Annotated in this window: 15 protein-coding genes; 10 read left to right on the forward strand and 5 right to left on the reverse strand. The window is 70.9% G+C overall.

Annotated features, from left to right (window positions below):
* Positions 1-132: 132 nt before the first annotated feature.
* The 5 genes from J2N69_RS30925 (at position 133) to J2N69_RS30945 (ending at position 3902) form a co-directional block, all read left to right on the forward strand.
* Entirely contained in the window at positions 133-579 is a 447-nt protein-coding gene (locus tag J2N69_RS30925; protein ID WP_230903641.1) for a DUF6278 family protein, read from the forward strand.
* Between the two features lie 125 nt (positions 580-704).
* The gene (locus tag J2N69_RS30930) at positions 705-1448 is read left to right on the forward strand and encodes an amino acid ABC transporter ATP-binding protein (protein ID WP_230903642.1); all 744 of its coding nucleotides are present in this window, start codon (positions 705-707) and stop codon (positions 1446-1448) included.
* 31 nt (positions 1449-1479) lie between these two features.
* Positions 1480-2385: a glutamate ABC transporter substrate-binding protein gene (locus J2N69_RS30935; RefSeq protein ID WP_230903643.1), complete on the forward strand. Its 906-nt coding sequence runs from the start codon at positions 1480-1482 to the stop codon at positions 2383-2385.
* Between the two features lie 9 nt (positions 2386-2394).
* Positions 2395-3039, forward strand: coding sequence for an amino acid ABC transporter permease (locus J2N69_RS30940; RefSeq protein WP_230903644.1), 645 nt, complete (start codon positions 2395-2397; stop codon positions 3037-3039).
* Positions 3036-3902, forward strand: a complete 867-nt coding sequence (locus J2N69_RS30945) for an amino acid ABC transporter permease (protein WP_230903645.1) — start codon at positions 3036-3038, stop codon at positions 3900-3902. The genes J2N69_RS30940 and J2N69_RS30945 overlap by 4 nt, the downstream gene beginning before the upstream one ends.
* A gap of 35 nt (positions 3903-3937) precedes the next feature.
* Here J2N69_RS30945 and J2N69_RS30950 read toward each other — a convergent pair whose 3' ends face one another.
* The 3 genes from J2N69_RS30950 to J2N69_RS30960 form a co-directional block, all read right to left on the reverse strand.
* The gene (locus J2N69_RS30950; protein ID WP_230903646.1) at positions 3938-5533 is read right to left on the reverse strand and encodes an alpha/beta fold hydrolase; all 1596 of its coding nucleotides are present in this window, start codon (positions 5531-5533) and stop codon (positions 3938-3940) included.
* A 113-nt stretch (positions 5534-5646) separates the two neighbouring features.
* Positions 5647-6843: a L,D-transpeptidase gene (locus tag J2N69_RS30955; protein ID WP_230903647.1), complete on the reverse strand. Its 1197-nt coding sequence runs from the start codon at positions 6841-6843 to the stop codon at positions 5647-5649.
* 133 nt (positions 6844-6976) lie between these two features.
* On the reverse strand, positions 6977-7732 hold the full coding sequence (locus J2N69_RS30960) for a hypothetical protein (protein ID WP_230903648.1): 756 nt from the start codon (positions 7730-7732) through the stop codon (positions 6977-6979).
* A gap of 104 nt (positions 7733-7836) precedes the next feature.
* On the opposite strand from J2N69_RS30960, the gene ggt reads away from it, so the two are divergent.
* Entirely contained in the window at positions 7837-9651 is a 1815-nt protein-coding gene (gene ggt, locus J2N69_RS30965) for a gamma-glutamyltransferase (RefSeq protein ID WP_230903649.1), read from the forward strand.
* Between the two features lie 200 nt (positions 9652-9851).
* Here ggt and J2N69_RS30970 read toward each other — a convergent pair whose 3' ends face one another.
* The gene (locus J2N69_RS30970; RefSeq protein ID WP_230903650.1) at positions 9852-10829 is read right to left on the reverse strand and encodes a WD40 repeat domain-containing protein; all 978 of its coding nucleotides are present in this window, start codon (positions 10827-10829) and stop codon (positions 9852-9854) included.
* A gap of 520 nt (positions 10830-11349) precedes the next feature.
* Complete coding sequence (gene map, locus J2N69_RS30975) at positions 11350-12117, reverse strand: type I methionyl aminopeptidase (protein WP_230904945.1); 768 nt, start codon at positions 12115-12117, stop codon at positions 11350-11352.
* A 46-nt stretch (positions 12118-12163) separates the two neighbouring features.
* Here map and J2N69_RS30980 point away from each other — a divergent pair, with 46 nt between their 5' ends.
* The 4 genes from J2N69_RS30980 to J2N69_RS30995 all read left to right on the forward strand — a co-directional run bounded on the left by J2N69_RS30980 (position 12164) and on the right by J2N69_RS30995 (position 16559).
* On the forward strand, positions 12164-12415 hold the full coding sequence (locus J2N69_RS30980) for a helix-turn-helix domain-containing protein (RefSeq protein WP_230903651.1): 252 nt from the start codon (positions 12164-12166) through the stop codon (positions 12413-12415).
* Positions 12416-12975: 560 nt separating this feature from the next.
* A complete protein-coding gene (locus J2N69_RS30985) occupies positions 12976-14223 on the forward strand; it encodes a hypothetical protein (protein WP_230903652.1) in 1248 nt (415 codons plus the stop codon).
* A 213-nt stretch (positions 14224-14436) separates the two neighbouring features.
* The gene (locus J2N69_RS30990; protein WP_230903653.1) at positions 14437-15279 is read left to right on the forward strand and encodes a nitrilase-related carbon-nitrogen hydrolase; all 843 of its coding nucleotides are present in this window, start codon (positions 14437-14439) and stop codon (positions 15277-15279) included.
* Positions 15276-16559, forward strand: a complete 1284-nt coding sequence (locus J2N69_RS30995; RefSeq protein ID WP_230903654.1) for an aspartate aminotransferase family protein — start codon at positions 15276-15278, stop codon at positions 16557-16559. The genes J2N69_RS30990 and J2N69_RS30995 overlap by 4 nt, the downstream gene beginning before the upstream one ends.
* Positions 16560-16587 lie beyond the last annotated feature (28 nt).

The following is a 16587-nucleotide window of genomic DNA, read 5'->3' on the forward strand; positions in this document are numbered from 1 at the left end:
GCTGTCACGTACGCCCCGATGGCCCTCCACGGCCGGTCACATCGCGTTCATGCCAGGTACATTTCTTGGGCACACGGACGTTCGCGTGTCGTCGCGTTTCCGGCGGACGCCAGCAATGGAGAGGTGCCGACCATGAACATTCCGTTCCTCGACAAATGGCGCAGACGGCACTCCGCGGCGGACGCGGCCGGCGAGGGGCTCGCGGCGGCCTTCCGCGAGAACCCGCAGGGCGTGGCCGAGCTGCTCTCCGAGTGCGAGCTGCTGCGCTCCCAGGCGGCCGCGGCGGGACTCGAACTGGACGACACCCCGGCGTCGTTGACCGCCCTCGACCAACTGCTGCCGCGCTGGCGCGACGACCCGGAGCTGCTGCCCTGGCTCGGCAACGACGCGGGGCTCTACCTGGGCACGCTGGTGGTGCGGACCGTGCCGGGCGCCGCCTGGCACGTGTGGCCCGGCGGCAGCCCCGTCGTGCGGCTCCGCTCCGGGCGGGAGATCCCGGTCGTCCAGGCGGGGCTCGACTGGGCGGTGCACGGGGCGCCGGAACTGTCGCAGATCTACGCCGAGGCCGCCGAAACGTAACCGGCGATGCCGGGGAAACGCCTCAAATACGGTTAATGCCCCCGCGAGCGTGTCGTCCAGTAAGTCCCGTTTTCACGCGGATAGTTTGCGCGGACGTACACAGCTGAGAGTGGGCAGGTCTTGCCATGGCCGTCGATCCTTTGATCGAGCTGCGTGATGTGAACAAGTACTACGGGGAGCTGCATGTCCTCCAGGACATCAACCTCACCGTCGGCAAGGGGGAGGTGGTCGTGGTCATCGGCCCCTCGGGGTCGGGAAAATCAACACTGTGCCGGACGATCAACCGACTGGAGACCATCCAGTCCGGGGAGATCAGACTCGACGGGCAGCCGCTGCCCGACGAGGGGAAGGCACTCGCGAGGCTCCGCGCCGAAGTCGGCATGGTCTTCCAGTCCTTCAACCTCTTCGCGCACAAGACCGTGCTCCAGAACGTCTCCCTGGCCCAGGTGAAGGTGCGCGGCCGCAAGAAGGACGAGGCCGACCGCCGCTCCCGTGAACTCCTGGAGCGGGTGGGTCTGGCCTCGCAGGCCGAGAAGTACCCCGCGCAGCTCTCCGGCGGCCAGCAGCAGCGCGTGGCCATCGCCCGCGCCCTGGCCATGGACCCCAAGGCGCTGCTCTTCGACGAGCCGACCTCGGCCCTCGACCCCGAGATGATCAACGAGGTCCTGGAAGTCATGCGGCAGCTCGCCCGCGAGGGCATGACGATGGTGGTCGTCACCCACGAGATGGGCTTCGCCCGCTCCGCCGCCAACCGCGTCGTCTTCATGTCGGACGGCCGCGTCGTCGAGGACCGGGCCCCCGAGGACTTCTTCACCCATCCGGAGAGCGAGCGCGCCCGGGATTTCCTCTCCAAGATCCTCAAGCACTGACGGGGGCGACGTGCTCGTGAAGAAACCCACCATGCCCACCGCCCGGCTCATCGCCGCCCTCGTCCTGTCCGCACTCGTCGCCACCGCCTGCGGCAAGGACGGCAGCCCGCCGACCAAGGGCCCCGCGGCCGGAAAACTCCCCGAGTACCGGGTGGCGACCGGCTTCCAGCTGCCCGAGTCGGGGACCTGGCGCAAGGCCAAGAGCCGCGGCCGCTTCATCGTGGGGGCCAAGGAGGACCAGCCCTACCTCGGCGAGAAGGACCCCGCGAGCGGCACCTACTCGGGCTTCGACATCGAGATCGCCAAGATGATCTCGGCCTCCCTCGGCCTCGACCCCCGGCGGATCGAGTTCAGGACCATCGCGTCCGCCAACCGTGAGACCGCCCTCCAGAACGGGCAGATCGACTACTACGTAGGCACCTACACCATCAACGACAACCGCAAGAAACTCGTCGGCTTCGGCGGCCCGTACTACATGGCGGGCCAGGGCCTGCTCGTACGCCACGACGAGGAGGACATCAAGGGCCCGCAGGACTTGGACGGCAAACGCGTCTGCTCGGCCGCCGGGTCCACCCCCTTCCAGCGCATCCAGCAGGACTACCCGAAGGCCACCCTCGTCGCGTACGACACGTACTCCGTCTGCGTCGACAACCTGCTGACCTACCAGGTCGACGCCGTCACCACCGACGACGCCATCCTGATCGGCTACGCGGCCAAGGTGCCCGACGAACTCAAGGTGGTCGGCAAGCCGTTCTCCGAGGAGCCGTACGGGATCGGGGTGCCCCGGAGCGACAACGCGCTGCGGTTCGCCGTCGACGACGCGCTCGCCGCCCGCGAGAAGAACGGCGACTGGAAGAAGGCCTACGACGCCACCCTCGGGCTCTCCGGCGTCCCGGCGCCGAAGCCACCCGCCATCGACCGCTACCCGGCGAACTGAGGAGGCGTCATGAACGTACTGACCGACAACTTCTCCACGTTCGGCGACGGCTTCCTCGGCACCGTCGAACTCACCGTCTACGCCTCGCTGCTCGCGCTCGTGCTCGGCTTCCTCATGGCCTCCTTCCGGGTCGCGCCCGTCGGCTCCTTCCGGACCTTCGGCACGGTGTGGGTGACCGTCCTGCGCAACACTCCGCTCACCCTGCTCTTCTTCGCCGTCCTGCTGGGCCTGCCGCGCTTCGGGCTCGTCCTGCCCTTCAAGGTGTTCGCCGTCCTCGCGCTCGGCTGCTACACCTCCGCCTTCATCTGCGAGGCGCTCCGCTCGGGCATCAACACCGTGCCCAAGGGGCAGGGCGAGGCGGCCCGCAGCCTCGGCATGTCCTTCGGGCAGACCCTGTCGATGGTGATCCTGCCGCAGGCGTTCCGGTCCGTCATCGCCCCGGTCGGCTCCAACCTCATCGCGCTCGCCAAGAACTCCGCGATCGCGGGCGCGTTCAGCGTCACCGAGCTGCTCGGCACGTACAAGACGCTCAACGAACTGGGCTACAACATCATCTGGACGTTCGTCTGGATCGCCCTCGGCTACCTGATCATCACCCTCGCCATCAGCGCGATCTTCAACATCCTCGAACAGCGCTGGGGAGTCGCCCGATGAAAGTCCTCGCCCACGACTCCACCGCCCTGTACGACATCCCCGGGCCCAAGACCGTGCGGCGGCACAAGCTCTACGGGGTGCTCTCCACCCTGGCCGTGCTCGCCCTCGTCGCCTGGATTCTCTACCTCCTCTTCGACACCGAACAGTTCACCGCCACCAAGTGGTCGCCCTTCGAGTACGAGGGCATCCAGGAACTGCTCCTGCGCGGCCTCGGCAACACGCTCAAGGCCTTCGCGATCTCCGCCGTCCTCGCGCTCGCGCTCGGCGGACTGCTCGCCATGGGACGGCTCTCGGACCACCGGCCGGTGCGCTGGGTGGCCACGCTCCTGGTGGAGTTCTTCCGGGCCATGCCCGTCCTGGTGATGATCTTCTTCGTCTTCGTGGCGCTGAAGGTGCAGCCGCTGCCGGCGCTCGTCGCCGGACTCACGCTCTACAACGGCTCGGTGCTCGCCGAGGTCTTCCGCTCGGGCGTCAACTCCATGGAGCGCGGCCAGAAGGAGGCCGCGTACGCCCTCGGGATGCGCAAGACCCAGGTCATGAGCCACGTCCTCGTGCCCCAGGCCCTGCGCGCCATGCTGCCCGCCATCATCAGCCAGTTGGTGGTGGCCCTGAAGGACACCTCGCTGGGCTTCCTGATCACCTACGAGGAGTTCCTCCACGCCGGGAAGCTGATCGCGTCGAACCTCGACTACGATTTGCCCTTCATCCCCGTGGTCATGGTGATCTCACCGATCTACATCGGGATGTGCATGCTGCTGTCGTGGTTCGCCCAGTGGGTGTCCAAGCGTCAGCGGCGCAATCCCAAGACGGAGGCCGCGGAAGTCGCGCCGGCCGAACCAGGGACGCTGCTGCCGGGCCGGTAGCAGCGGAAGCAGGCCCACCCGGCAGCAGCCGGAGATCACTGCTCGCGCAGCGGGACGGACACGTACGACGGGTCCGCCTGCGGTGAGGAGAAGGTCAGCTGCGCGCCGGACGGGTTGTGCTCGATGTAGAGCGGGTCGACCGTGTCGACGACCAGGGCGAGCCGGTGGCCTGCCGGTACGTCATAGGCCGTGGAGAACAGTTCGAGGTCCACGCCGAACGGCTTGCCGGGCGTCTTGCCGTGGAAGGTGTACGGCGCGTTGCTGACCAGCTTGCCGAGGCCGAGCGGGCCCACGTCGTACAGGTATGCGACGAGGGTGCCGCTCTCCTCGGTGCTGGTGAGCGTGGTGTGCAGCTTCGCCGTCCCGCGCACCCGCTGGGCCGACGCGTACCGCTCCGACTGCCACACGCCCGTGTAGCGGCGCGGCAGCAGCGGCACCGAGGCCGTCGGCGGGATCTTCAGGAACTGCTCCAGGGCGTTGGAGAGGATCGCGATGCCGCCGTTGGCGCCCGAGTCGACGTTCGTACGGATCGTGGTGGTCCCCGCCATGGCGATCTTCTTGCGGGTGGGGCCGACCGACTTCCAGTCCGGATAGCCCTCGTAGCCGCCCGTGGAGCGGGACTTGAGCTGGACCGGCTGCTCCTTGTCGATGCCGTTGGCCTCGCCCTTGAGGTGGTGGTCGAACCAGCGCTGGGTGGAGGTCCAGGTGTCGTTGGGGAGCCCGAGCAGACCGGTCGCCTCGGCCGTCGCGTGGTCGCCGGGGCGGAACTCCAGGCGCTTGGGGCCGGTCAGACGCTCGTAGAACTCGGCGTACTGGTTGGGCGGGAAGAGGGTGTCGCCCCAGGCGTTGCCGAGCATGATGGCCGCGCCGTTCGCGTTGATCTTGTCGAGGTGGGTGACGGGGGAGCGCTTGGCGCCCCAGGTGATCATCTCGTCCTCCTTGTCCAGGTTGGAGGCGAGGAAGTCCTTGAGCGTCTGCTGGAGTTCGGCGCTCGGGCGGCCGGTCAGGGCCCCCGCGCCGCCGAGCAGGGCGGCGGCCTGGACGTGCTGCGTGCGCCCGCTGTAGATGGAGTCGATCAGGTTGGCCCAGCCGCTCATCGCGGCCACCGCCTTGATCCGCTTGTCGTGCCCGGCCGCGAGCAGGCTGATGCCCGCGCCGTACGAGACGCCCGCCATGCCGACCTTCGTCGGGTCGGCCGGGGTGTTCGCCAGCGTCCAGTCGATGACCTTGGAGGCGTCGGCGATGTCCTCGGGACCCGCGGTCTCGATCTCGCCGCCGGACTGCCAGAAGCCGCGTGAGTTGTAACTCACCACGACATAGCCGGAGTTCGCGAGCTTCTGGGCCTGGGCGACGTACTCGATCTGGGGCATGGCCCAGCTGGTGGGCAGCACGATCGAGGGGTATCTCGTCCCGGGCTGCGCGCCCTTGGGGGTGAAGACGTTGGCCTTGAGCACCGTGCCGCCGTCGCCGGGGATGTCGACGAAGCGTACGTCGGTGGCGCTCGCCGTCGGGGGCGCGGTGGCGGGCGCCGCCTGCGCCGCCGGGGCGAGGCCGAGGGCGGTACCGGCGACGAGGGCCGCCGATACGGTCCCCACGGCGGTCGTACGCAAGGCATGGTGCGGCAGTCCCACGGGTCACTCCTCACTCGGGCGGTGCAAAGTGACCCGACGGTAACCGCCGAGCTTTACCGGGGGTAACCCGTCGGTAAGTTACGCCCCGGTAACGATTGTTGACGGACGTACCGTCAGCTCAGCGCGCTCTTGGCCTGCCACTGCGACCAGGAGAGGTTCCACTCGCCGTAGCCGTTGCCCGGGTCCGGCGTGCCCTTCGAGCCGCTGCCGGTGACCTCGAAGGGGTCGCCCACCTGAGCCTCGCGGTAGAGCCAGCCCGCGTCGCCGGTGCTCATGCCGACGCAGCCGGAGCTGCGGTTGGTGTTGCCGAAGTACGCGACGTTCCACGGGGCCGCGTGCGCGTACATACCCGACCAGGTCAGGCGCATCGAGTAGGGGACCATCTTGTTGTAGCTGTCGCTGCCCGACAGGCCGACGGTCTCGGAGCGCATGTTGATCGTGCCCTCCTTCGACATCAGGACGGAGGTGCCGCCCCAGGAGGCCTTCTCGCCGCCGGGGGTGCCCGCCGACATCGGCAGCGACCTGACCGTCTTGCCGTCCCGGACCAGCGTCGTCGTCTTGCTGTCCAGGTTCACCTTCACGACCTGGCTCTTGCCGACGGTGAAGTTCGTCGCGTAGTCGCGCACGAACCAGTCGTCGCCACCGGAGTCGATGCCGTTCAGCCGGGCGTCCAGCTTCACCTTGGTGCCCGACTTCCAGTACTCCTTGGGGCGCCAGTCGACGCGGTCCTTGCCGTCGTAGTTCTTGATCCAGCCCCAGGAGCCGGTGGTGCCGTTCGAGGTCGTCACCTTCAGCTGCTTCTCGACCTCGGCCTTGTTCCGCACCGGGTGGTCGAAGGTGATCGACAGGGGCTGGGCGATGCCGACAGTGGTGTGCTTGCCCGGGGCGAGCGTCACCTTGTTGACCTGCTGGGGCGCGGCCGTCTCGAAGGACGCCTTCGCGCTGCCGCCCTGCTCGCTGACGGCCTCGACCCGGTACGCGGTGCCGGGCGCCGCCACGCGCCGCGACGTCCAGGTGGTGCCGTTCGCCGAGACCTTGCCGGGCAGCTGCGCGCCCTTGGCGTCGGCGACCGTCACTTGCTTCAGCTTGCCGTCGGCCAGCTTCACCGTGACCGGCTCGCCCGCCTTCGCCTGCCGCCCCGTGAGGTTCACCGAGATCTTCGGCTTCTCGGCGGCGGCGGCCTTGCCGTCGGCCGCGTCGCCACCGCCCGAGCAGGCGCTCAGGGCGGCGGCAAGGACCGCGACTCCCGCGGTCGCCGCGTGGCGGGTGCGAAGGGGGCGTCGGCGGCTCGAAGAGCTCTGCGGGGACAAGGAAACGTACCTCCGTGCGAATGTGGACTGCCCGGAGAGAGGGCGTACGGGGCCGGCGGGTTGCCTGTTGTCCGGAAATTGACCGCTAGGTCACAGAAGGCCCCGGCGAAGTGCGCACACCGTGAGGGGGCGGTCACTTCGCGCGATGCGAGGCGCGCGACGAGGGCGCGGGTATCGGCGTCCGGGCGGCCTGCGTCACGTCCGCGACGAGTTCGACGACGTCCGGTCCGTACGCCTGTGAGTTGACGACCTTCAGCAGCAGCACGAAGGAGTCGTTGCCGTGCTTGCGCGCGAGCTTCTCGTGGTGGCGGGCGAGATAGCGGGCGGCCGCCTGGCTGGTGACCGCGCGCTGGCCGCAGAAGAGGAAGACCGGCCGTGCCTCCTGCCCCTGGCCGGCGGTGAGCCGCGCGAGGATCACGTACTCCGTGAGCCCCGCCTCCAGGCGGTACCGCTCGGCGCCGATCTGGAACGCGCCTCGGTCGGGTGCCGGCTCCGGCTCGGCGTTCACCCGCACGCCCGGGAGGAGCGAGTGCATGTGCGCCGCCATGCGACGGTTCACCACCGGGCTGCCCACGCAGAACTCCGTGCGGTCGCCGAAGCCCTGCCGGGCCGTGTCGTGCGCGACGATCTGGGAGTGCGCGCCGCACTCCTTGATCACCGCGGCCAGCTCCAGGAGCGCGGACACGTCGGGGTGCACCACCATCAGCTCGCCGCCGCCCGCGTCGCGGTTGACCACGAGCAACGACTCGGAGTTGTCCGGCAGCCCGAAGAACGCCTGCTTGCGACGGAGCCCGCGCTTGCCCAGCCGGCCGCGGACGAGCCAGCCGAGGAGGGCGCCGAGGCCGACCGCGATCAGGCCGAGGACGAGGTTGCGCACGTCTTCCGTCATGGGGGCGCATGCTAGCGGCACCTCGGAGACACGTTCGAGGGGGTCCTGACGTGGCGGGGCCCTCGAAGTTACGCTGCGCGGACGGCTGTTGACTGGAGGTACGAATGCGTCGCGCTGTCACACGTCATCTGACGCTATGGGCGGTCGGAGGGGTATTGGTGTCGGTCGGTGCCGCCGCGCCCCCTGCGCCCACGCGCTCGGCGGAACACACCCCGCCGGCCCCGGAGAAGGTGCCGGTCGCCGTCGGGTACGGCGGCGCGGTCGCCAGCGTCGACCCGGACGCCTCCGCCGCGGGCATCGAGGTGCTCCGCAAGGGCGGCAACGCCGTGGACGCGGCCGTCGCCACCGCCGCGGCCCTCGGTGTCACCGAGCCGTACTCGGCCGGTGTCGGCGGCGGCGGATACTTCGTCCACTACGACGCCAAGTCCCGCAAGGTCAGCACGATCGACGGCCGCGAGACGGCCCCGCGCACCGCGGACGCCGGGCTCTTCCTGGAGAACGGCAAGCCGATCCCCTTCGCGGACGCGGTCACCAGCGGCCTCGGCGTCGGCACCCCGGGGACCCCCGCCACCTGGCAGTCGGCGCTCGACGCCTGGGGCACCAAGAAGCTCGGCACGCTCCTGAAGCCCGCCGAACGCCTCGCGCGCCACGGCTTCACCGTCGATGAGACCTTCCGCGCCCAGACCGCGTCGAACGAGCAGCGGTTCAGGGACTTCCCCGCCTCGGCGAAGCTGTTCCTGCCCGGCGGGAAGCTCCCGGTGGTCGGCTCCACGTTCAAGAACCCCGACCTGGCCCGTACGTACGGGGAACTGGCCCGCAAGGGCGTGGGCGCGCTCTACCACGGGAAGCTCGCCAAGGACTTCGTACGCACCGTCAACAAGCCGCCCGTCGACCCGGCGTCCGGCCGCGTGGCCCGCCCCGGCGACCTCTCCCTGAAGGACCTCGCGGCCTACGGCGTCAAGCGGCAGAAGCCCACGAAGACGACGTACCGCGGGCTCGACGTCTACTCCATGGCTCCCTCGTCCTCCGGCGGCACCACCGTCGGCGAGGCGCTAAACATCCTGGAGCGCACCGACCTCTCCAAGGCGTCGAAGAAGAAGTACCTGCACCGGTACATCGAGGCCAGCCGCATCGCGTTCGCCGACCGGGGCCGGTGGGTGGGCGACCCCGCCTTCGAGGACGTACCGGCGAAGGAACTCCTCACGCAGCGGTTCGCGGACACGCGGGCGTGCCTGATCAAGGACGACGCGGTGCTCAAGAGCCCGCTCGCGCCCGGCGACCCGCGCCACCCCAGGCCGTGCGCCTCGGGGGACAAGGCGGCCCCGACGACGTACGAGGGCGAGAACACCACGCACCTCACGGCCGCCGACAAGTGGGGCAACGTCGTCGCCTACACCCTGACCATCGAGTCGACGGGCGGCAGCGGCATCACGGTCCCCGGCCGGGGCTTCCTCCTCAACAACGAACTGACGGACTTCTCCTTCGCACCCGCCGACCCGGCGGTGCACGACCCGAACCTGCCGGGCCCGGGCAAGCGCCCGCGCTCCTCGATCGCGCCCACGATCGTGCTGAAGCACGGCAAGCCGGTGGTGGCGCTCGGCTCGCCGGGCGGCGCGACCATCATCACGACCGTCCTGCAGACCCTCACCGGCTTCGTCGACCGGGGCCTGCCGCTGGTGGACGCGATCGCCGCGCCGCGCGCGAGCCAGCGCAACGCCGCGCAGACCGAGCTGGAGCCGGGTCTGTGGGACAGCGAGCTGCGGGCTTCCCTGGAGTCGATCGGGCACTCCTTCAAGCGGAACCCGGAGATCGGCGCGGCGACGGGTGTCCAGCGGCTGCCGGGCGGCAAGTGGCTGGCTGCTGCGGAGAAGGAGCGCAGGGGCGGCGGCTCGGCGATGGTGGTGCGTCCCGCCGAGTGAGCCGCCGCGCCCTGGGGGCCTCGCTGAGGTGAGGCCCCTATGCGGGCAGGCCTTTATGCAGGGGCGGCCTCTATGCGGGGAGGCCGCGCAGTTCTGCTCCGGTTCGTTGGCGGCCCAGCGGACAGCGGATGGGTGGCTCCGGGTCGTCGTGCAGGTGGCGCAGGGCGGGCAGCGCCTCGTGCACGGCGGCGAGCTGGGCGTCACCGCGTCCGCCGCGGGCCTCGCGGACGTCGGCGAGGTCCGCGATGAGCAGCAGCAGCGTGCTCCGCGAGAGGTTGTCCGGGTCCCGCGTCAGTTCGACCAGGAACGGGATGGCCGGGACCGCCGCCGCCGAGGAGGCCTCCTTGGAGACGAGCAGCCGGTCGGTACAGGTCGTGCACCGCGTCCATGGCGGTCTTCTTGTCGTCCGAGGCGACCTTGCCGATCAGGTCGGGGACCATGTGGCCGGGTCCGCGGGAGGTCCACAGTGGGCCCCAGTCGACCCCGTCCAGGCGCAGGCGGGGATCGCGGTGCGGCCAGAGTTTCGCGGGGTCGAGCCGGAGTACGGAGGTGCCGTCCGCGTCCGTGACGAGCAGGTCGGCGTCCGGGTCGAGGCCGAGGTGTGTGCTGCCGGTGCCCAGGCGCAGCGTGGCCACCGCGTCGGAGCCGAGGTCCCAGACACGGACCAGGCCGTCGGCCCACGCGGCGGCGAGCGCGGGCCCGGTCTCCAGCTGGGCGGTGGTCAGCGCGCGACGGGCGTGCGGCGGCGGGCGAAGGGGCTTGTGGCGGGTGCTCCAGTAGCGGATCACGCCGTGCTCGTCGCCGCTGAGGACGAGGCGCTTGTCGCCGCGCAGCTTCAGGCAGGTGAGCGCGGTGACGGGGGCGCGGTGCAGTGACAGGCTGAACGTCTCGGGGTGCTCGTCGTCGGTCTCCAGGACGTGGACGTGGCCGTCCGCGTCGCCGGCCACGAGGGCCGTCGCGTCCTGCTCGGCGGCGACCGCCCCGACGGCTCCGGGCCCGGGGCCGAGCGCGGCGGCGGCGCCGGGCACGGCGGGCGGCGAGGCGGGGCGGCGGGAGACGACCGCCCAGCGCCCCCGCGGCTCGGCGTTCCTCTCCGGCAACGAGACCGGCCCGAGGTCCTCCAGGTGCTGGGGCACCTCACTTGGCGGCCGGATCGCCTTCTCGCCGGTCCAGTCCACGCCCAGGGTCTCGGCGACCGCGATGAGCGCGTCGCGCGTCCGGGCGTTGATGACGACCTGAAGTCGGCGCCGTGCCCGCGCCCGTGCCGTATGACCGCGTCCGGGGGCCGTACGAGAACGCGTCGGTGCCCCTCTCCTGCCAGGGGAGCAGCCCCAGTGACCCGTAGCGTCCAGCCGTAGTGCGCGGGCATCCGCTCGAAGGCCGGCTGCGTCAAGAACTCGGACAACGAACGGTTCTGCTCGACCCACGCGCCGCCGACGCTGACGACGACGCGGGGGGCGGGCTCTTCGGCCTCGGCGGCGAGATGGCCCCACTCATGGCTGTAGTAGTACTCGGACATGAACACACACGCCGGGGTCCTCGTACCCTCACTCGCGCTGGACGGCCTCCAGCAACTCCCAGCGCGGCCGCGCCTGCTGATGCCGCCTCAGCCGCTCGGCGAACTGTCCGTAGTCGATGATCTCTGGTGTCGCCGACGCATCGTACGAATGATCTACGAGGGTGAATGTCCCCGCGGTGTCACAGTGCCGTCAGGACCCTGGGGCCGTCCGGGGTGATCGCCACGGTGTGCTCGGCGTGGGCCGCGCGGCTCCCGTCGTTCGTCCGCAGTGTCCAGCCGTCCGGCGCCTGGTGGTAGTCGTCACCGCCGCCCGCGATCACCATCGGCTCGATGGCCAGCACCATGCCCGGCCGCAGGGGCATGCCGCGGCCGGGACGGCCCTCGTTCGGCACGCCGGGGTCCTCGTGCATGCGGCGTCCGATGCCGTGGCCGCCGAAGCCCTCGGGGATGCCGTACCCCGCCTTGCGGCATACGGTGCCGACGGCGTGGGCGATGTCCCCGATGCGGTTGCCGACGACCGCCGCCTCGATGCCCGCCGCCAGGGCGTGCTCCGCTGTCTCGATGAGGCGTACGTCCTCGGGGCGCGGGGTGCCGACGACGAAGCTGACCGCCGAGTCGCCGGCCCAGCCGCCGAGCTGGGCGCCGAAGTCGATGGAGACCAGATCGCCGTCGCGCAGGCGGTAGGCGGTCGGGATGCCGTGCACGATCGCGTCGTTCACCGAGGTGCACAGGACCGCGGGGAAGGGGACGGGGGCGAAGTCCGGCCGGTAGCCGAGGAAGGGGGAGGAGGCGCCGGCCTCGCGGAGCACGTCGTGCGCGATCGCGTCCAGGTCGAGCAGCGATACGCCGATGTCCGCGGCCTCGCGTGCGGCGGTCAGCGCCTGGGCCACGACGCGGCCCGCCTCGCGCATCGCGTCGATCGATCGGTCTGTCTTGAGTTCCACCATGCCCATTACTATACCGGTATTTAAATGGGCGTCGTACGATGGCCGCATGGTTCGTACTCCCTTGACCCCTGAAGAGCGTGAGCGCGGCGAGCGGCTCGGGCAATTGCTGCGGGAAGCGCGGGGGGAGCGGAGCATGGTGTCGGTGGCCGCGGAGGCGGGGCTCTCCGCGGAGACCCTCCGGAAGATCGAGACGGGGCGGGCGCCGACGCCGGCGCTCTTCACGGTGGCGGCGTTGGCTTCCGTCCTGCACCTTTCCCTGGACGAGATCGTGCTGCGCTGTGAGCTGGTGCCGGTGTGAGGACGGGGCTGCCGAAACCCAGCGGTATCCCCTTCCCCGCCGCTCCGCGCCGGAAGCTTCCCACTCACCCGCCCGGAACCCGGCGTCGAGACGTGGGGGTAGGGGCGGGCGGGAGTAGCTCGGGGTGAGGTGTCGGGGTGGGGGTGCCCGGGACTTGGCGTTGAGGTGTCTGCGTGGGGACGCGCGAGGAGCCCGCCGTCCGGCCTCCAGTGCCGAGGCGTTTAGGTGAAGGCGCGGCGGGGGCGCCCCGCACCCGGCGGCCCGGGGGACGGCCCTAGGGTGGATGGCGGCCCGCAGCCGCGAACGCACCGGAGGGGGCGTGGGGGTATGTGCGCGCGGAGCACAGTGGTGGTCATGCCGAGGCGATGAGCAACCGCAGGCCCGGGCCAAGATGGCGAGCACGGACATGCCCCCGCGGCCCCGCCCCGCACGTGAACCCCAGGCGCCTCACGCACGCCCCCCGAATCCCGCCGGAAAACTGCGTGTAGTCGTCCAGTAACACGTCTGATGTTATCTTCCGGACCGGAAGACTCCAGTCTCCACGGGGCGGTGCTGGTCGGATGACAGTGGGACAACTCCCGGACCAAGTAGGGGAGTTCGCAAGGTATTTGAGGGAACTGCTGGACCGCCTGGACCAGGCGACCGGCTGGTGCGGCGTGTTCTGGCAACGCGACCCGGACGGCATGCGCGCCTGCCTGGACGGCGTGGAGGTCCCGCCCTGGGACGTGGTGCAGGCCCTGCTCCACGACCTGGCGGCCGACCGAGGCATCCCCGAAGCCGAGCGCGAGACACGCAGGGCCCGCACGCTGCACCGGGCGTCCCTCACCGCGTACGACGCCCGCCCCGGCGCCCGCCAGCTGCTGGCGGACCGGCTCGACCTGATGGTCGCGGAGCAGCGGGCCGCCCTGGAGCGGCAGGCGGACCTGGGCCGCCAACTGGCCGAGGCGACCACCCCCGACGAGGCGGACCGCCTCAACCTCGACCTCGCGTGGGTGCGCGACGACCACGAGCGGGCGACCGCCCGATGCGCGGAACTCCAGGAGCGGCTGGCCCGCCTGGACGCCGACGAGTTCCACGTCTTCGGCCCGCCCCCCACCGAGGACACGCCCGCCCGCACTCCCCGCGTCCCGGAGCAGACCAGAACCCGCCGCCCCCGCGGAGCCCGCTACGCAGGCCTGCCGGACACAGACACGGACACGGACACGTACGAGCAGACCGACGCACCCACACCCGCACCCACACAGGCACCCGCCCCCGCCCCCACCCAGGCACCCGCCCCCACCCAGGCACCCCCCACCACCCAGACCGTCCAGACCCTGCTCCACCTCCGCCACGAGGGCCGCACCGGCGAGGCCCACGCCGTCCTCGTGGAGGCCGCGGCCTGGCCCGCCCCCCACCTCCCGCCGCTCGCCGTGGAACTGCACCGCGCGGGCCTGGCCGCAGACTGGGCCACGCTCCTGTGGGAGGCCGCCTCGCTGCCCCCCGACCGCCTGGTCGCCCTCGCGGACGCGCTCGCGGGCGCGGGCCGCGCGGGCGACTGCCGGAAGCTGCTGCGGCAGGGCGTCGCGCGCCCGGCGCCGGAGATCGCCGAGGCGGTCCTCGCGCTGATCGACGCCGGCCGGGAGCGCGAGGCCCGCGCGCTCCTCGACTCCTACCTCCGCGTCCGCACCCCCGAGGACGCGGCGCGCTGCGCGCACACCGACCCGCGCCGCCTCATCCCGCTGCTCCTGGAGACGGCCCGGGCGGTCTCGGAGGACCGCCGCTGGGACGTGGCGCACGCCCTGCGCGTGGCGGGCTTCACCGCGTGACGACGGCTGCCCCCGGCCGCCCCCCTCCTCGTCCGCCCGGGTACGAAACAAGATCGATTCCGCCGGTTGCCGACGATGGTCTTGCTCACCCCCTCGACGCAGGCTTACGTTCTCCTAATCCACGCACCGTGTCTACGGGCGTAGAGGCTCTCTGGCGTCCCCTCGAACGTCCCCTCAAGGGCTGTCCTCCCCAGGGCAGTGAAGGAGCAGCTCATGGCCAACGTCGTACGCGCCGCACTGGTCCAGGCGACCTGGACCGGCGACACCGAATCCATGATCGCCAAGCATGAGGAACACGCCCGCGAGGCGGCCCGCCGGGGCGCGAAGATCATCGGGTTCCAAGAGGTCTTCAACGCCCCCTACTTCTGCCAGGTCCAGGAGCCCGAGCACTACCGCTGGGCCGAGCCCGTGCCGGACGGCCCCACCGTCACGCGCATGCAGGCCCTCGCCCGCGAGACCGGCATGGTGATCGTCGTCCCGGTCTTCGAGGTCGAGCAGTCCGGCTTCTACTACAACACCGCGGCCGTGATCGACGCCGACGGCGGCTACCTCGGCAAATACCGCAAGCACCACATCCCGCAGGTCAAGGGCTTCTGGGAGAAGTACTACTTCAAGCCGGGAAACCTGGGCTGGCCGGTCTTCGACACCGCCGTCGGCAAGGTCGGCGTATACATCTGCTACGACCGCCACTTCCCGGAGGGCTGGCGCCAACTGGGCCTGAACGGCGCGCAGGTCGTCTACAACCCCTCCGCCACCCACCGCGGCCTCTCCTCCCACCTCTGGCAGCTGGAACAGCCCGCCGCGGCCGTCGCCAACGAGTACTTCGTCGCCGCGATCAACCGCGTCGGCCAGGAGGAGTACGGCGACAACGACTTCTACGGAACGTCGTACTTCGTCGACCCGCGCGGCCAGTTCGTGGGCGAGACCGCGAGCGACAAGACGGAGGAACTCCTCGTCCGGGACCTCGACTTCGGGGTCATCGAGGAAGTACGTCAGCAGTGGGCGTTCTACCGCGACCGACGCCCCGACGCCTACGAAGGGCTGGTGCGGCCGTGACCGACCTGTACGACCGCCACAGGGCGGTCATGCCCGAGTGGCTCAATCTCTACTACCAGCAGCCCATCGAGCTGACGCACGGCGAGGGCCGGTACGTCTGGGGCGCCGACGGCAGGAAGTACCTCGACTTCTTCGGCGGCATCCTGACCACCATGACCGCGCACGCCCTGCCCGAGGTCACCAAGGCGGTGAGCGAGCAGGCGGGCCGGATCATCCACTCCTCGACGCTCTACCTCAACCGCCCGATGGTCGAACTCGCCGAGCGTGTCGCGGCGTTGTCGGGCATCCCCGACGCCCGTGTCTTCTTCACCACCTCCGGCACGGAGGCCAACGACGCCGCGCTGCTGCTCGCCACGGCGCACCGCCGCGCCAACCAGATCGTGGCGATGCGCAACAGCTACCACGGCCGTTCCTTCACCACCGTCGGCATCACCGGCAACCAGTCGTGGTCGCCCACCAGCCTCTCGCCGCTCCAGACGCTGTACGTGCACGGGGGCGTCCGCAGCCGCGGCCCGTACGCCTCGCTGAGCGACGCCGAGTTCACCGCGGCCTGCGTCGCCGACCTGCGGGACATGCTCGGGCAGGCCCGCGGGGAGGTGGCGGCGCTGATCGCCGAGCCGATCCAGGGCGTCGGCGGCTTCACCTCGCCGCCCGACGGGCTGTACGCCGCCTTCCGCGAGGTCCTCGCGGAACACGGCATCCTGTGGATCTCCGACGAGGTGCAGACCGGCTGGGGCCGCACCGGCGAGCACTTCTGGGGCTGGCAGGCCCACGCCCGCAGCGGCCCGCCGGACATGCTGACCTTCGCCAAGGGCATCGGCAACGGCATGTCGATCGGCGGTGTCGTCGCCCGTGCCGAGGTGATGAACTCCCTCGACGCCAGATCCATTTCGACCTTCGGCGGTTCACCGGTCACCATGGCGGCGGGCCTGGCCAACCTCACGTACCTCCTGGAGCACGACCTCCAGGGCAACGCGCGGCGCGTCGGGGGCCTGCTCATCGAGCGGCTGCGGGCGATCTGCGCCCAGCTGCCCGGCGTACGCGAGGTGCGCGGGCGCGGTCTGATGATCGGCATCGAACTGGTCGAGCCGGGCACCGGCGAGCCCGACCGGCGGGCGGTCGCCGCCGTGCTCGAAGCGGCCCGCGAGGGCGGCCTGCTCATCGGCCTGGGCGGCGCTCACAGCACCAGCGTCCTGCGCCTCACCCCGCCCCTGTCGCTGACCGTCGCGGAGGCGGAGGAAGGTGCCACCATCCTCGAACAGGCCCTGCGCAGCGCCTAGTTCCACACCGCCCCCCCGTGCAGAAGAG

Source organism: Streptomyces huasconensis, from assembly GCF_021028635.1.
In the GTDB taxonomy this organism is placed as follows: domain Bacteria; phylum Actinomycetota; class Actinomycetes; order Streptomycetales; family Streptomycetaceae; genus Streptomyces; species Streptomyces huasconensis.

Excerpts from the sequence above, each read along its gene's own strand:
- map (WP_230904945.1), bottom strand. The coding sequence starts at position 12,117 with ATGGTGGAACTCAAGACAGACCGATCGATCGACGCGATGCGCGAGGCG.
- J2N69_RS30930 (WP_230903642.1), top strand. The coding sequence starts at position 705 with ATGGCCGTCGATCCTTTGATCGAGCTGCGTGATGTGAACAAGTACTAC.
- J2N69_RS30985 (WP_230903652.1), top strand. The coding sequence starts at position 12,976 with ATGACAGTGGGACAACTCCCGGACCAAGTAGGGGAGTTCGCAAGGTAT.
- J2N69_RS30990 (WP_230903653.1), top strand. The coding sequence starts at position 14,437 with ATGGCCAACGTCGTACGCGCCGCACTGGTCCAGGCGACCTGGACCGGC.
- ggt (WP_230903649.1), top strand. The coding sequence starts at position 7,837 with ATGCGTCGCGCTGTCACACGTCATCTGACGCTATGGGCGGTCGGAGGG.
- J2N69_RS30940 (WP_230903644.1), top strand. The coding sequence starts at position 2,395 with ATGAACGTACTGACCGACAACTTCTCCACGTTCGGCGACGGCTTCCTC.
- J2N69_RS30935 (WP_230903643.1), top strand. The coding sequence starts at position 1,480 with ATGCCCACCGCCCGGCTCATCGCCGCCCTCGTCCTGTCCGCACTCGTC.
- J2N69_RS30980 (WP_230903651.1), top strand. The coding sequence starts at position 12,164 with ATGGTTCGTACTCCCTTGACCCCTGAAGAGCGTGAGCGCGGCGAGCGG.
- J2N69_RS30960 (WP_230903648.1), bottom strand. The coding sequence starts at position 7,732 with ATGACGGAAGACGTGCGCAACCTCGTCCTCGGCCTGATCGCGGTCGGC.
- J2N69_RS30945 (WP_230903645.1), top strand. The coding sequence starts at position 3,036 with ATGAAAGTCCTCGCCCACGACTCCACCGCCCTGTACGACATCCCCGGG.
- J2N69_RS30925 (WP_230903641.1), top strand. The coding sequence starts at position 133 with ATGAACATTCCGTTCCTCGACAAATGGCGCAGACGGCACTCCGCGGCG.